Origin of the sequence: Microbacterium sp. Bi98 (assembly GCF_918698045.1) — a bacterium.
GTDB lineage: Bacteria > Actinomycetota > Actinomycetes > Actinomycetales > Microbacteriaceae > Microbacterium.
In genome coordinates this window covers 386,534-400,753 of the sequence record NZ_CAKKLK010000002.1, presented here as the reverse complement: position 1 = coordinate 400,753, position 14,220 = coordinate 386,534, and the positions used below count along the sequence as shown (strand labels likewise).

Annotated in this window: 12 protein-coding genes; 9 read left to right on the top strand and 3 right to left on the bottom strand. The window is 68.6% G+C overall.

The features are described from left to right. Positions 1-21 precede the first annotated feature (21 nt). From LQZ85_RS05675 to LQZ85_RS05665, 3 genes are read left to right on the top strand one after another with little or no spacing between them, the layout of a single operon-like run. A complete protein-coding gene (locus tag LQZ85_RS05675) occupies positions 22-1,614 on the top strand; it encodes a trypsin-like peptidase domain-containing protein (protein WP_072591023.1) in 1,593 nt (530 codons plus the stop codon). 53 nt (positions 1,615-1,667) lie between these two features. After that, complete coding sequence (locus LQZ85_RS05670) at positions 1,668-2,921, top strand: CDP-glycerol glycerophosphotransferase family protein (RefSeq protein ID WP_230100652.1); 1,254 nt, start codon at positions 1,668-1,670, stop codon at positions 2,919-2,921. Then, positions 2,918-4,354 carry a CDP-glycerol glycerophosphotransferase family protein gene (locus LQZ85_RS05665; protein ID WP_230100651.1) on the top strand — a complete coding sequence of 479 codons (1,437 nt, stop codon included), beginning with the start codon at positions 2,918-2,920 and terminating at the stop codon, positions 4,352-4,354. Before LQZ85_RS05670 ends, LQZ85_RS05665 begins: the two co-directional genes overlap by 4 nt. 21 nt (positions 4,355-4,375) lie before the next feature. Here the strand turns inward: LQZ85_RS05665 and LQZ85_RS05660 are convergent, their stop codons facing one another. Next, a complete protein-coding gene (locus tag LQZ85_RS05660; RefSeq protein WP_053099055.1) occupies positions 4,376-5,401 on the bottom strand; it encodes a glycosyltransferase in 1,026 nt (341 codons plus the stop codon). Between the two features lie 153 nt (positions 5,402-5,554). Between LQZ85_RS05660 and LQZ85_RS05655 the strand changes: the two genes are divergently transcribed. The 6 genes from LQZ85_RS05655 (at position 5,555) to LQZ85_RS05630 (ending at position 11,451) form a co-directional block, all read left to right on the top strand. Further along, positions 5,555-6,838 carry a CDP-glycerol glycerophosphotransferase family protein gene (locus tag LQZ85_RS05655; protein ID WP_056278141.1) on the top strand — a complete coding sequence of 428 codons (1,284 nt, stop codon included), beginning with the start codon at positions 5,555-5,557 and terminating at the stop codon, positions 6,836-6,838. A 1-nt stretch (position 6,839) separates the two neighbouring features. Continuing rightward, the gene (locus LQZ85_RS05650; protein WP_230100650.1) at positions 6,840-7,604 is read left to right on the top strand and encodes a biotin--[acetyl-CoA-carboxylase] ligase; all 765 of its coding nucleotides are present in this window, start codon (positions 6,840-6,842) and stop codon (positions 7,602-7,604) included. Positions 7,605-7,661: 57 nt separating this feature from the next. Continuing rightward, positions 7,662-8,216 (top strand): PH domain-containing protein, encoded by a 555-nt coding sequence (locus LQZ85_RS05645; RefSeq protein ID WP_056278146.1) that lies wholly within the window; start codon positions 7,662-7,664, stop codon positions 8,214-8,216. An 82-nt stretch (positions 8,217-8,298) separates the two neighbouring features. Beyond that, complete coding sequence (locus LQZ85_RS05640; protein WP_053095616.1) at positions 8,299-9,423, top strand: 5-(carboxyamino)imidazole ribonucleotide synthase; 1,125 nt, start codon at positions 8,299-8,301, stop codon at positions 9,421-9,423. A gap of 109 nt (positions 9,424-9,532) precedes the next feature. Further along, positions 9,533-10,000: a 5-(carboxyamino)imidazole ribonucleotide mutase gene (purE, locus tag LQZ85_RS05635; RefSeq protein WP_053099056.1), complete on the top strand. Its 468-nt coding sequence runs from the start codon at positions 9,533-9,535 to the stop codon at positions 9,998-10,000. 80 nt (positions 10,001-10,080) lie between these two features. Next, positions 10,081-11,451, top strand: a complete 1,371-nt coding sequence (locus LQZ85_RS05630; RefSeq protein ID WP_222839157.1) for an LCP family protein — start codon at positions 10,081-10,083, stop codon at positions 11,449-11,451. A gap of 189 nt (positions 11,452-11,640) precedes the next feature. Here LQZ85_RS05630 and LQZ85_RS05625 read toward each other — a convergent pair whose 3' ends face one another. After that, the gene (locus tag LQZ85_RS05625; protein ID WP_053095618.1) at positions 11,641-12,222 is read right to left on the bottom strand and encodes a hypothetical protein; all 582 of its coding nucleotides are present in this window, start codon (positions 12,220-12,222) and stop codon (positions 11,641-11,643) included. A 143-nt stretch (positions 12,223-12,365) separates the two neighbouring features. Then, complete coding sequence (locus tag LQZ85_RS05620) at positions 12,366-14,126, bottom strand: DUF4012 domain-containing protein (protein ID WP_230100649.1); 1,761 nt, start codon at positions 14,124-14,126, stop codon at positions 12,366-12,368. Positions 14,127-14,220: the final 94 nt, after the last annotated feature.

Genomic DNA, 14,220 nt, shown 5'->3' with positions numbered 1-14,220 from the left:
GTTGTTGAAGGAGCACACACCATGAACGAAGACAGCACCCAGGACCACACGGCACCTGCGTCGAATGACGCAGCGCCGTCCACCGAGGCAGCAGAGGTCGTCGACCGTTCGACGACGGATGCCGCCGCTCAGACCCCCGGCATCGTCGCCGCCCCGGGGCCATATCAGGGACACCACGTTCCCGCGACGTTCACATCGTCACCCGCGCCGGCATTCGAGGCGCCGGCCGCCCCGGTGGCGCCGGACGCCCAGACCGTCCCGCAGCAGTACCTCGGAGCGCCGGGACACCACCCTGGCCACGCATCGGGCCCGGTCGGCGGACCGGCCGCGGCCTCTCCCGGTGCGGCGTTCGGTCTGCACACCGGAGCGCAGCCCGGGCAGCCGGTCGACGGCTCCGTCAAGGTCAAAGAGCAGAAGCCGCGCGCCGGAGTGAAGTTCGCCGCGATCGTCGTGGCGGCTGCGCTCGTCGGCGGTGTCGCGGGCTTCGGCGGCGGAGCGATCCTCAACGGGATCTCCGACCAGAGTTCGACGGGCGTCGCCCAGGGTCCCGAGACCATCACCGTCAACAACCCCGGCTCCGTCAACGAGACGACGGCCGTCGCGACCGCGGCGCTCCCGTCGGTCGTCACCATCGAGGTGGCCGGCTCCGATCAGGGCGGCAGCGGATCGGGCGTCATCATCAGCGACGACGGCTACGTGCTCACGAACACTCACGTGGTGACGCTCGGCGGCGCAGTCGCCGATCCCACGATCCGCGTCACCACGTCGGACGGCCGCATCTTCTCGGCGACCGTCGTCGGGACCGACCCGATCTACGACCTCGCCGTCATCAAGCTCGAGGACGCGACAGATCTCACCCCGATCGACTTCGCAGACTCCTCCAAGCTCAACGTGGGGGACACCGCGGTGGCTCTGGGCGCGCCGCTCGGCCTGTCGAACTCGGTCACGACCGGAATCGTCAGTGCTCTGAACCGCAGCATCCAGATCGCGTCGTCGGCGCTTCCGGACTCGTCCTCGGAAGATGCTCCGCAGAACGAGCAGCAGACGCCTGAGGAGGGCGAGGGCCCGTTCCAGTTCGATCTGCCCGGCAACACCTCGCAGCAGACGTCGGAGTCGATCTCGATCGCCGTGATCCAGACGGATGCCGCCATCAACCACGGCAACTCCGGCGGCGCGCTCGTGAACAGCAAGGGCGAGCTCATCGGCATCAACGTCGCGATCGCGAGCTCCGGGAGCTCGGAGGAGTCGGGATCCATCGGGATCGGCTTCGCCATCCCCGCGAACATCGCTCAGCGGGTGTCGGAGGAGATCATCGCCGACGGCGCAGCCACCCATGGCCTGCTCGGGGCGTCGGTGCAGGATGCGGCCAGCGTCAAGGATGCCGACGTGTCGGGTGCCTACATCGCGGATGTCACCGGTGGCGGCGCCGCCGCGGCCGGCGGGCTGAAGGCCGATGACATCGTGACCGCGTTCAACGGCGTGCCCATCACGAGCGCCAGCGACCTCACGGCGCAGGTGCGGGCGGCAGCCGGGGGCAGCGACGCGAAGGTCACGTACATCCGTGGCGGCAAGGAATACGAGGCCGATGTGACCCTGGGCGACCTCGCCGGCTGACTCCGGCAACCGTGCTCACCGAGAAGGACGCCACCCCGCGATAGGCTCGCGGGGTGGCGTCCTTCTCTTTCGGCTCCGGCAATGCGGCCAAGCTGCTTCGGATACCGCTCTATCTCGCCGGACGCGCCGGCACCCTCGTGATTCCGCGAGGCGCCCGATGGGTGTTCGGGTGCGGTGCAGGCGTCGGGGATGGGGCTCTCGCCCTGCACCGTGTCGCCGCAGCTGAGGGGCACGACACCGTGTGGCTCACGTCCTCCGATCGGGAAGACCGCGATGCCGCGGCGCTCGGCCTCCGCACGATGCGCAAGGGCAGCCTACGAGGGTGGTGGGCGACGGCGCGTGCCCGCGTCGTCGTCGTCACGCACGGCCTCGGCGACGTCAACCGCTATGCGGTGTCCGGTGCCTTCGTCGTGCAGCTCTGGCACGGCATCCCCCTCAAGCGGATCGGATTGGACTCACCCGCGACCACGCAGGTCCCGGACGTCCCCGGTGCGCCGCTGCTGCGTCGTCTCGTCGGCTTCCTGTACCGCCGAGCCGCTCAGCGGATCCGAGTCTTCCCGGCCGCATCCCACCGGTCGAGGGGTCGGCTCGAGTCGGCCTTCGCGCTCGGCGACGGCCGCGTCGTCGTCACGGGCGAGCCGCGCGTCGACGTGCTGTCCGCAGGCGACCCGACCGAGCGTCGGGCCGCCGCGTCCGATGCGCTGGCGCGCGTCGTCGGCGAATTGTCGACCGCATCTCGGACGATCCTCTACGCCCCGACCTGGCGCGACGGAGCCGATGATCCGGCGGTCCCGTCGGCGACTCAGTGGGTGCGGATCATCCAGATGCTCGAGCAACGGGATGCCGTGCTGCTCGTTCGCTCCCACCCGCTCGGAGAGGGTGGGTATGCGCCTCCGCTGCCCAGCAGAAGGGTGCGGATGCTCGGCTCCGGCCTGCTCACCGACGTCACGCCGGTGCTGCCGGCGATCGATGTGCTCATCACCGACTACTCCTCGATGGCGTACGACGTGGGACTCTTGAGAATGCCGGTGCTGTTCCTCGCTCCTGACGCCGAGGACTACGCGCGGACGAGAGGCTTCTACGGTCGGTTCCAGGACGTCGCCGGCGACGACGCCGCGACCGGCTGGGACTCGCTCTTGCCGCAGCTGTCTGCGCTTCTGGACGACGAGGACCTCTTCTCTGCACGCGCCGAGCGTTCGGATACGCTCAGCGCGGAGATGCACGCCTTCCGCGACGGCGGCAACACCCGGCGCGTCTACGAGACAATCCGTGCGCGGGGGATCCCCGCGCCGAAGGGAGCAGCATGACCACGGCCCGGATCGATGAGGCGGCAGAGACGCTGGTCATCGCAGGCGCCGGCCAGCGCCCTACCACCGCCGAGCTGATCGGGCCGCGCGCCCGGGTCGGCGCGCGGATCACCGGCGGAGGCAAGACCTGGAAGGCGACGTTCCCGCTGCGCGCGGCACGGTGGGGCGGCCCTGAGCTTCCCCTGCCCACCGGGGACTACGAGCTGCACATTGCAGACGTGGAGCTCGGTGATCTCCTCGTCGCAGCGGAGGTGCTGACCGGCGTGCGCGTCGCCGTCGACGGGACGACCGTGCGCATCGCGGCCCCGATCGATCCCGCCTATGAGACGAGCGAGGGGCAGGCGACGCTCGAGGGCCGCTACCTCGCGCATCCCGGGGCGACCGAGAACGCCGTCTTCTTCGAGAGCTTCTACGGACGTGCCGTCGGCTGCAACCCGCAGGCGATCGACCGCGCCTTGTTCGCGCAGGCGCCGGACGTCACGCGCTACTGGAGTGTGGTCGACCTGTCGGTGGCGGTTCCCGACGGGGCGATCGCGGTGGTCGAGGGCAGCCCGGAGTGGTGGCGTGCCCGCGCGGCATCCCGCCTGCTCGTGGTCAACGACTGGCTGCGCCGTCGCTTCGCTCGCAAGCCCGGCCAGAAGGTGCTGCAGACCTGGCACGGCACGCCCCTGAAGCGGCTGGCGCTGCATCGTCCGGGGTTCGCTCCTCGACGGATGGCGGCGGTCATCAAGGAGTCTCGACGCTGGGACGTGCTTCTGGCACAGAACACCTACTCCGAGCGCATTCTCCGCAAGGCGTACGCATTCTTCGGACGGCCCATCTGGGTCGAGGGGTATCCGCGGAACGACGCTCTGGTCACCGGGGATGCCGCAGCGATCCGCGCGGACCTGGGCATCGCCGACGGCGAGCGCGTGCTGCTGTATGCGCCCACCTGGCGCGACGACCGACCCGAGATGGTCGACTTCATCGACGCGGAGGAGCTCGCGAGGCAGACGGACTCCGTCGTGCTCGTGCGCGGCCACTCGCGAACGATCGACACGGGACGGGACCGAGCGGGCGCTCGCGTGATCGACGTCACCGGATACCCCGAGACCTCGCAGCTTCTGCTCGCCGCCGACGTGTTGATCACCGACTATTCCTCGGTGATGTTCGATTTCAGTGTCACGGGCAAGCCGATGTTCTTCCTCGTGCCCGACCTCGACCACTATCGCGGAGAGCTCCGTGGGTTCTACTTCGATCTCGAGACCCGCGCCCCCGGCCCTCTGGTCCGCACGCAGGATGAACTGGTCGCGGCACTCGCCGACGGCGAGCACGGGAACGTCTATGCCGAGCGATATCGTGCCTGGCGGGCGCAGTTCAACCCGCGGGATGACGGTCGCTCCGCCGAGCGGGTCGTCGCGCGGATCCTGGACCAGGGGTACGTCACCCGGTGAGCCGGTCGGCGGTGCGGCGCGTCAGGGGAGTGGCGTGTTGCGGGTGCCGAGTCGGGACGCGTCGACCGTGTCGCGAGCGCCGCGCAGCACGCCCTCGATGAAGCCGAGGCCCCAGGAGAGGTGCATGGTGGGCAGAACCAGCAGTGTCCACAGTCTCTGGCGCAGCCCGCCACCGCCGGGAAGGCAGGCGACGCCCACCACGAGCAGCAGATACGCCACCAGCGGCAGATAGACCACAGCCCCGACGACGAGCGAGAGAGCGCCGGAGAGGATGCCGGTCAGCTGCAGGACGCCGGTGAGGAGAGCGGCCGCGACGAGGACGACGAGTGCCGGGGGAGCGAAGTACCGGATGCCGTTGCGGCGTCCGTATCGTCGCACGAGTTCGCCGCGCCACGCGCCCGTGGCCCGGAACTGACGGGCGAGCCGCAGCCAGCTCTCGCGAGGCCAGTAGGTCACCGAGAGATCGGGATCGAACCAGACGAGATGTCCTGCCTGGCGGATGCGGAGGTTGAGCTCCCAGTCCTCTCCGCGGCGGATCGACTCGTCGAAGAGCCCGACCTCGTCGAGCACCGACCGACGCATGACGCCGAGGTAGGCGGATTCGGCCTCGCCCTCGTGGGTGCCGCCGTGATAGGCCCCGCCGCCGAGGCCGACGGGGGAGTTGTAGAGGCGCGCGACGGAGGTCTGGAACGGCGTGCGCCCGTCAGCGCGCATCACACCGCCGACGTTCGCGGCACCCGTGCGTTCGAGAGTCGCGAGGGCGAGGGCCGCATAGCCCGGAGCGAGTTCGGAATGGGCGTCGACGCGGACGATCGTCGCGAAGCGGCTGGCCCGGATCGCGGCGTTCAATCCGACCGGGATGTGAGCTGCGGGGTTGTCGACGAGCCGGATCCGCGCGTCCCCGGCGGCCAGGCGTTGGGCGAGCTCCGTCGTGCCGTCGGTGGAAGGCCCGAGCGCGAGCACCAGCTCGGCCGGGACAGTGAGCTCCTGCTGGAGCACGGAGGCGACTGCGTGCTCCAGATAGGCGCGCTCGTTGAGCACGGGCATGACGAAAGACACTCCGTTCTCCGGGGCGGCGATGTCGTTGTCAGGCACATGACGATCATGGCATGCGCTTCTCGCGCGTTCGCTGATTCCCGGCACCGGTGATCTCGGAAGGCGTCAGGCGGGGCGAGCCGCCGCACTCGGTATCCTGGAGGGATGGGTGCTGTGTCCGATGCGAAGAAGGCCTACCGTCTGCTGAAGCGGGCGCTCGCCTCGCGCAAGGCTGTGCAGCGAGTGCGGCGGCGCCTCGCCGAGCGCGAACCGCACCCGCCGGAGCACTACCAGGTGGCGGTGTACTTCGCCGACGGCGACGTGAACATGTACCAGATGCGGCAGTGGTATCGCCCTCTCGTGGAGCTGTCGAAGCACTGGCCCGTCGTCGTGCTGTCCCGGTCGGCGACGGGCGCCGACAAGCTGCTCGACGAGGACGGTCCTCCCGTCGCCTTCGTCCCGACGATCCGTGATCTCGAACGCTTCCTCAGCACGCAGGACATCCGTGTCGTCCTCTACGTGAATCAGAACACCCGCAACTTCCAGATGTTCCGCTACGGCAGGCGCTGGCACGTGTTCATCAATCACGGCGAGTCGGACAAGATGTACATGACGACCAATCAGTACAAGGCGTACGACTACGCCCTGGTCGCAGGACAGGCTGCCCGTGACCGCCTGTCACGGACTCTCTGGGACTGGGACATCGATCGACGGACGATCGAGATCGGCCGGCCGCAGGCCGACCACTACTCGGGCACGCTGCCGTACGTTCCGGACGAGCGCACCGTGGTGCTCTACGCCCCGACGTGGGAGGGCGACCGCCCGAGCGCGCACTACGGGTCGATCGCCACCCACGGCGAGACCCTCGTCACGACGCTGCTCGCCTCGGAGAGGCACCGCGTGATCTACCGCCCGCACCCGCGAAGCGGCGTGATCGACGACGCGTACGGTGCCGCGCACCGACGCATCATCGCCGCCATCGCGGCCGCCAACGCCGCGGATCCGTCCGCACAGCACGTCTACGACGACGGCGCGGAGCTCGGATGGCAGCTGGCCGCCGCCGATGTCGCGATCGTCGACATCTCGGCGATGGTCTACGACCGCCTCGCAGTAGGCAAGCCGCTGATGATCACACGGCCGGCCGACGAGAGGGCATCGATCGACACCAACGGCTACCTGTCGGACTGTGAATGGCTCGACGCAGGCGCTGCGGGTGACATCGTCGCCGAGGTGGAACGCGTGCGTGCCGACGAGGTCGCCATCGCGAGGCTGCGCATGTGGGTGCAGCACTACTTCGGAGACACGACCCCCGGAGTGGCCACAGAGAAGTTCCACGCCGCGATCGCGCAGCTCATGCAGAAGTGGGATCGTTGGCAGGCGAACGAGATCGGGGCAGTGCGCACCGATGAGGACGATGACGACGAAGAGGCCGACGAAGAGGAGGTCTGACGTGGACCTTCCACTCACTGCCGCGGTCGCCTCATGTCTCGAGGTGCTGACCGAAGCAGGCTCGACGAACGACATCTTGAGCGAGCGAGCGCGCGATTCGCCGTCGACGCCGCACCTGTCCGTTGTCGTCACCGACAACCAGACGGCGGGGCGCGGCAGACTCGGCCGCTCCTGGACATCCGCGCCTGGCGCATCGCTCGCCGTCTCCGTGCTGCTGCGGAGGCTGCCCTCGGCGGCGGATTCGCGAGGCTGGATCCCGCTCGCGGCCGGAGTGGCGATGGCGGATGCGATCGCCGAACAGCTTCCCGACCACGACGTGGCGGTCAAATGGCCGAACGACATCTTGGTCGACGGTCGCAAGATTTGCGGAATCCTGGCGCAGGCGACTCAGGATGCGGTCGTCGTCGGAACCGGTGTGAACACGGCGATGACACGGTCGGAGCTTCCGGTGCCGACCGCGACGTCCTTCGCGATCCTCGGCGTCGAGGCCGACGCCGACAGGCTTCTCGCCACCTACCTGCGCGCACTCGATCAGCTGGTCTCCGAGCTCGCGGGAGCGGGCGACGCCGTCTCGAGCGGTCTCCACGCCGCCGCGACCGAGCGGTGCGCCACGATCGGTCTCGACGTCAGGGTCTCCCTTCCCGGCGATTCCGTCCTCGTCGGAAGAGCCACCGGACTCGACGTGGACGGTCGGCTCGTCGTGCAGGGGGAGGGTGCCGAGACATCGATCTCTGCCGGAGATGTGGTGCACGTCCGTCCGGCGTGAGTCTGACACGCCCGGCGCGCGAGCGGCGATGTCGGCGGTTGCGGGCACAATGGAGGGGTGACTCAGCCCGTGACTCTCGGCGGAAGGCCGACGATGCCACCGCCGGGTGCGCCCGCGGAAGAGCTGCTCATCGCCCGGTTCCGCACTCACGCCCGGAGGCTCTTCTGGTCGGCGCTCGTGCTCATCGCCGTCTTCGGTGCGACGTCCTTCTTCTACGACAACCTCCCGGCGCCGTTCGAGAACTGGATGCTGCTGAGTGCAGCCGGGGCGATCGTCCTCCTGTTGGTCGTCGTGCCCTGGGTCATCTGGTACTCGCGCTCCGTTACTCTCACCACGCGGAGGGTCATCGTCAATCACGGTATCGGCGCCCGCAACAGGCGGGAGATGTCGCACGCTCGGGGATACACGATCGGCGTCCGCCGCGGCATGATCCAGCGGATGTGGGGCGTCGGAACGATCACCCTCTCGAACGGGGTCGATGCGCCGTTGCGTCTGCCCAATGTCCCGAACGTGACGCTCGTGCACGAGACACTGGCCGATCAGATCGAGGTGAGCCAGATCCTGGCGCACCGCGATGCGCAGTCAGGTCACGACGGCACTGCCGGATTCTGAGCGCGGTACCGCGTCGGGCGGGACGCGTGAACGCCGCCCGCGCTGATGCGCGAGAATGGTCAGGACGAAATGGAGGCGGCCCATGGCGCTGCGCGTTGGTGTGATCGGTGGAGGCCAGCTGGCTCGGATGATGATCGCTCCGGCGGTCGAGCTCGGACTCGAGCTGAGGGTGCTCGCTGAGGACGAGGGGATGTCCGCGCAGCTCGCCGCGACCGCGGTCGGCGACTACCACGACCTCGAGGTCGTCCGCGCGTTCGTCCGCGACGTGGACGTCGTCACCTTCGACCACGAGCATGTGCCGCAGGAGGTGCTGCGGGCACTGGTCGCCGACGGGGTCGCCGTGCACCCGGGGCCGGACGCCCTGCAGTTCGCCCAGGACAAGCTCCTGATGAGGGCGAGGCTCGAAGAGCTCGGGGTTCCTCAGCCGGACTGGGCGCCGGTGCGCGACTCCTCCGAGCTGCAGGCATTCCTCGACGAGCACGACGGGCAGGGTGTCGTGAAGACCCCCCGCGGCGGATACGACGGCAAGGGAGTCCGCGTGGTCCGAGAGGCCGGCGAGGCTCAGGACTGGTTCGACGGGCTCGCCGACGGCGAGGCGCTGCTGGTCGAGGAGCTGGTCGGATTCGTGCGCGAGCTCGCGCAGCAGGTGGCTCGTCGTCCGGGCGGCCAGATCGTCGCCTACCCGGTGGTCGAGACGGTGCAGCGCGGGGGCGTGTGCGCAGAGGTGATCGCGCCGGCGCCTCATGCGGCCGAGCGCCTCGTCCGGGTCGCCGAGGAGATCGGTCGATCGATCGCGGAAGGACTCGGGGTCACCGGGATGCTTGCGGTCGAGCTCTTCGAGACCGACGATGAGCGCATCCTCGTGAACGAACTCGCCATGCGTCCGCACAACAGCGGCCACTGGAGCCAGGACGGCGCAGTGACCGGGCAGTTCGAACAGCACCTGCGCGCTGTCGCGGACCTGCCCCTCGGCGACACCGCGCCTCAGGCGGCGTGGTCCGTGATGGTGAACATCCTCGGAGGGCCGCAGACCGGCACGCTCGGCGACCGTTTCGCCGGAGCCATGTCCGAGCATCCGTCGGCGAAGATCCACACCTACGGAAAGAGCCCGCGACCGGGTCGGAAGGTCGGGCACGTCAATGTGACGGGCGACGACCTCGATGACGCGGTGTACGTCGCGCGCGCCGCGGCGGCGCACTTCGACTGAGCGTGCGGTCAGGGGTGTGCCGTTCGGGGTTTCTCCCAGCACCAGACCGTAGCCTGAGTGGGTGACTGAGCCACTGCACTCCTCCACCGCGCCCCTCGTCGGCGTCGTCATGGGTTCCGACTCCGACTGGCGCGTGATGAGCGACGCCTCTCAGTCGCTGAGCGACTTCGCTATCCCGCACGAGGTGGAGGTCGTCTCGGCGCACCGCACCCCCGACAAGCTCATGCAGTACGCGCGGGAAGCGCGCGGTCGCGGCATCCGTGTGATCATCGCAGGTGCCGGCGGGGCCGCTCATCTTCCCGGGATGCTGGCCTCGATGACCGCGTTGCCGGTCATCGGAGTCCCCGTTCCGCTCGCGTACCTCGACGGGATGGACTCGCTTCTCTCCATCGTGCAGATGCCCGCCGGAATCCCGGTCGCGACGGTGTCGATAGCGGGAGCGCGCAACGCGGGCATCCTCGCGGCGCGGATCCTCGGCACCTCCGACGATGACCTCGCCGATCGTGTCGAGGCCTATGCGCTCGACCTCGAAGCGCAGGTCGAGGAGAAGAACGATCGGCTGAAGGGGTCCCTGTGACCCTTGCGCCGCCGCGAGGTACGGCGCGACCACTGATCGAGAGCCGCCCGATCCGGCATCCGAACACCGCCGATGCGGGGATGATGACCAAACGCGGGTGGTGGCTGGTGCTGCTCAACCTGCTGGTGCCCGGTTCTGCCCAGGTTCTCGCCGGCAATCGCAGGCTCGGACGCTTCGGTCTCGGGGCGACGCTGACCGCATGGCTGCTCGTGATCGTGGGCGCAGGGCTGGCGCTGTTCGCTCGTCCTGTGCTGCTGTGGCTCACGGTGGGCGGAGGCTGGTTCTCCGCGGTCATCCTGACTCTCGTCCAGGTGCTGCTGATCGCCTACCTCGTGCTGTGGGTGGTGCTCACCTTCGATGTGCTGCGGCTCGTCCGACTGGTCAGGGTTCCGGGCCCGTCCAAGTTCGCGATCCCACTCGTCGCCCTGCTTCTGCTCGGTCTCGTCGGAACCGGAACGGCATACGCGGCGTCGTACGTCGGCACAGCCCGGGGAACGATCAGTACGATCTTCGGACAGAGCGGGCCCAGCCTGCCGCCGAGCGAGGGGTATTACAACATCCTGCTGCTCGGAGCGGACAGCGGCGAGGGCCGAGACTCGATGAGGTTCGACAGCATCTCGGTGGTTTCGGTGAACGCGACCACCGGCGCCGTGACGATCACCGGGATCCCGCGCGAGCTGCCCAATGCGCCCTTCAGCGAGGGAAGCCCGATGCAGGCTCTGTATCCCAACGGCTTCGAGGGCCACAGCTCCAGCGCGTGCGGCTGGAACGGCTGGATGAACCACGTGCGCAATGCCGCAGAGATCTGCCGTGACGACAACGGCACGGGCCTGTACCCGGACGCCGCATCGCACGGTTCCGATCCCGGCATCGAGGCGACCAAGGATGCGGCGGAGGGCGTTCTCGGCATCGAGATCCCGTACTACGTCTTCGTCGACATGCACGGCTTCGCTGCGCTCGTCGACGCGCTCGGCGGTGTGGACATCACTGTGACGGAGCGGCTGCCCAAGGGTGGCCCACCCGAGGGCACCGACCCGTATGACGTCGACGCATGGGCGATCGGGTGGATCGAGGTCGGCGAGCAGCACATGGACGGTGACACGGCGCAGTGGTATGCGCGATCGCGGTACACGACGAGCGACTGGGATCGGATGAAGCGCCAGCGCGAACTGCAGGAGGCGATCCTCGCGCAGTTCACCCCGCAGACGGTGCTCACGCGCTTCAACGAGGTGGCCGCCGCGGGTACCGCGCTGATCAGCACCGATCTGCCTCAGGACAAGCTGCCCGAGTTCTTCGACCTGATGACGAAGGCCCGGGAGCAGACCGTCGCCACGATCGAGCTCACTCCTGACAACGGGGTGGACGAGCACACCCCTGACTACGGGTACATCCACGAGCTGGTCCGGCAGACGCTGCACCCGCCGACGGAGACGCCGACGCCGACTCCGTGATCGGCGACGTCGATCGGGATGTTCTCCCTCGAACGGCCGGTGCACATGAGTGAGCCCACGGCCGCCACCTGAGAGTGAAGGTGGCGGCCGTGGGCCTCCGGTTCAGGACCGGATTCACCAGACGACGGTGATCGGAGGGGGAGGGATCACCGTCGTCCAGTCGGTTCCCGCTGAAAGCGGGGACCTGACCTAGGCGCGCTTACGGCGCGTGACGCCTGTGGCGACGAGAACTCCACCAGCCACCAGAGCAGCTGCCCCACCTCCGAGAACCCACGGCGAGACGCTGCCGCCCGTGAGGGCGAGCTCGAGCCCGCCGCCGGTGAGCGGAAGCTCCGTGCCCGCGGCCGCGACACCGGGATCGTGGTCGCAGCTCACCGCCGAATCGTGGCCGTGCGAGACGGTGATCGTCGCCGTGTACGACCGCGACCCGTCGAAGGCGAGTGCGTAGGAGCCCTCGCCGTCGGCCGGCGGGCGGAAGGTGACGACGAGGCTGCCGTCCGCCGCGGCCGTGTTGCCCGAGACAGCGGAGTCGCCCGCGTTGAGGCCAGAGACCGACACTCCGACGTTCTCAGACGGCAGGAAATAGCCTGCGCCGAAGACGACGGTGGACACTTCGCAGATGTCGATGATCGGATCATCGACGCTCACCCGCGGCGTGCCGGCATACGAGTCGGACTCGGTCGGAACGACCGGTGAGGCGGAGGCGACAGCAGGTGCCATGAGCACGAGTACGCCAGCGGTAAGGCTGATGGCAGCCAGTTTCTTCAGCATGATTCTCCCCAGAAATACACGCGGAATCGCCTTCGGATACACCCCTGCATCCGACTGCGTGAGCTCTTCCTGTCCCCACGACAGAATTGCAGAACTCAGATATTCCCCAGTGAGAATGACCCTACATCATCGAATCAAGAAAGTCACGACGCGCAACGCAGTTGTTCGCGGGACACGTCGGGTGCGGTGACCATGGGCGTGTGATCGACCACCGTCAGTCGTTCTCCGGCGCCGGTTCCCTGATATTCGACGGTGATCGTCGACGATTCGCCCGGAGCCAGCAGCACCTCGTGCTGAACGGCGGAGCGGGAGCCGAGCAGAGCCGTTTGCACACTGACCTCTTCTCCGTCGCGATCGATATGAGACGGGGTCGCGCCCTCGGGGCCGTACACGGTGATCAGGGTCCTGGTCGACCCGGCGGGTACTCCGTAGAACCCGTTAGCGGTCACGTATGGCGGCAGCGCCGTCCCGGCGTCCGCGGGCGCGTCGTTCTTCCAGGTCACCGTCACCTGCGTGGTCGGTTCGCCGTCGCACGTGCCGATCGACGTCGTGATGGCCGCGTCCGCGTAGAAGTCCATCTTCCCGCCGGTCGTGTCGTTGAAGAGCACGCCGACGTGGGTCTGGGGGCCGTCCTCGGGCAGCGCCCCGCCGAGCGTCGACGCCGACAGGATCGCCTCCTCATCCTCATGCGCGCTCCAGATGCGGATGCGTCCCTCGTCGGCCGACTCGGCGAGGGCGGCGACGAGATCCTTCGGGGCCGCTTCGGTCAGTGCAGCGGACAGCAGCGCTCCCGCCGCCTGGGAGAAGATCTCATCCTGCGCCGCCGGATCGGGCACGCTGGCGTAGATCTCCGAGATCAGCAGGCCCACGACGGTGTCTTTCGTCGCGCTGAACGGCCCGAAGGTGAGCGGGCCCGTGGCTGCGACGAGGTTCTCCGTCATCACGGCGTCGACCGCGATGACGCCATCGATGGGGTGCCCGAATCGGTTCTGCCACCGCGCCGCGATCGCGGGGCCCGCTTCGGTGAAGTCCGGAATGCTCGTCAGGTTCTGCATATACCGACCGGGGCTGTCCTCGAAGAGGGCGACGGTCGACTCGCTCAACGGCAGCGGCGTGTCGAGGGAGGGGAAGTCCGGAACGGAGGCCTGCTGCACGAGCGTGATCCGGCCGTTCTCGGCGTGCAGCAGGGCGATCGCCCCGATGATGCCGCCGGACGATCGCAGCTCGGCATTGTTCTGCATCGCGAGCACATAGTTGCGGGGACCCTCTCCGCCGAGCATGCTCGGCAGCAGCGCGGACGCTCCATGCAGCGCTCCCACGACGGTGGCAGCCTGCGTGACGGCCGATCGCATCTCTCGCACGGCATCGGCGAGCGGAGGAATCGTCGCGCCCGCGTCGATGTCGAGCGCTCGCGTCTCCGCAGAGGTCAGCGTGGCACTCGCCTCAGCCAACGGGGGCTCGATCTGCGCGAAAGGCGTGAGGTCCACGACGCCACCCGAGAGGCCCAGACTCGCCAGATCGAGTTCCTCAGCGGCGGCCAGCACCGGAACGAGCGCGTCCGACGCGACGTCGTCGGCGATCTCGGCGACGTCGCTCACCGCCGAGAAGTTCGGTCCGAGCCAGGGCAGCAGACCGAAGCCTGACCAGATCGGATCGGATGTCAGGTCGTGCGCGGACCCTGCGTGGTGAGCGATGCGCGCAGAGAGCGTTGCGGCCGTGTCGAGGTCGCCCTGCCCGATCGCCTGCTTGAGCTTCGACGACGCCGCGGAGACCTGCTGCAGATCGTTCACAGCACCGATCCCACGGATGCCGACCCAGCCGATCGCGAGCACGATGAGGGTCACGATCACGCCGATGGTCCACCGCAACCATCGACGACGCACAGGCAGACGTCCGTCACTCACCCCTGCATTCAAGCACGAAGCGAGATATCGGCGGCGGACGGCCCCGCAATCCTCCGCGCACCCGGTGCTGCTCCCAGGTTCGGGGCGGGTGGGC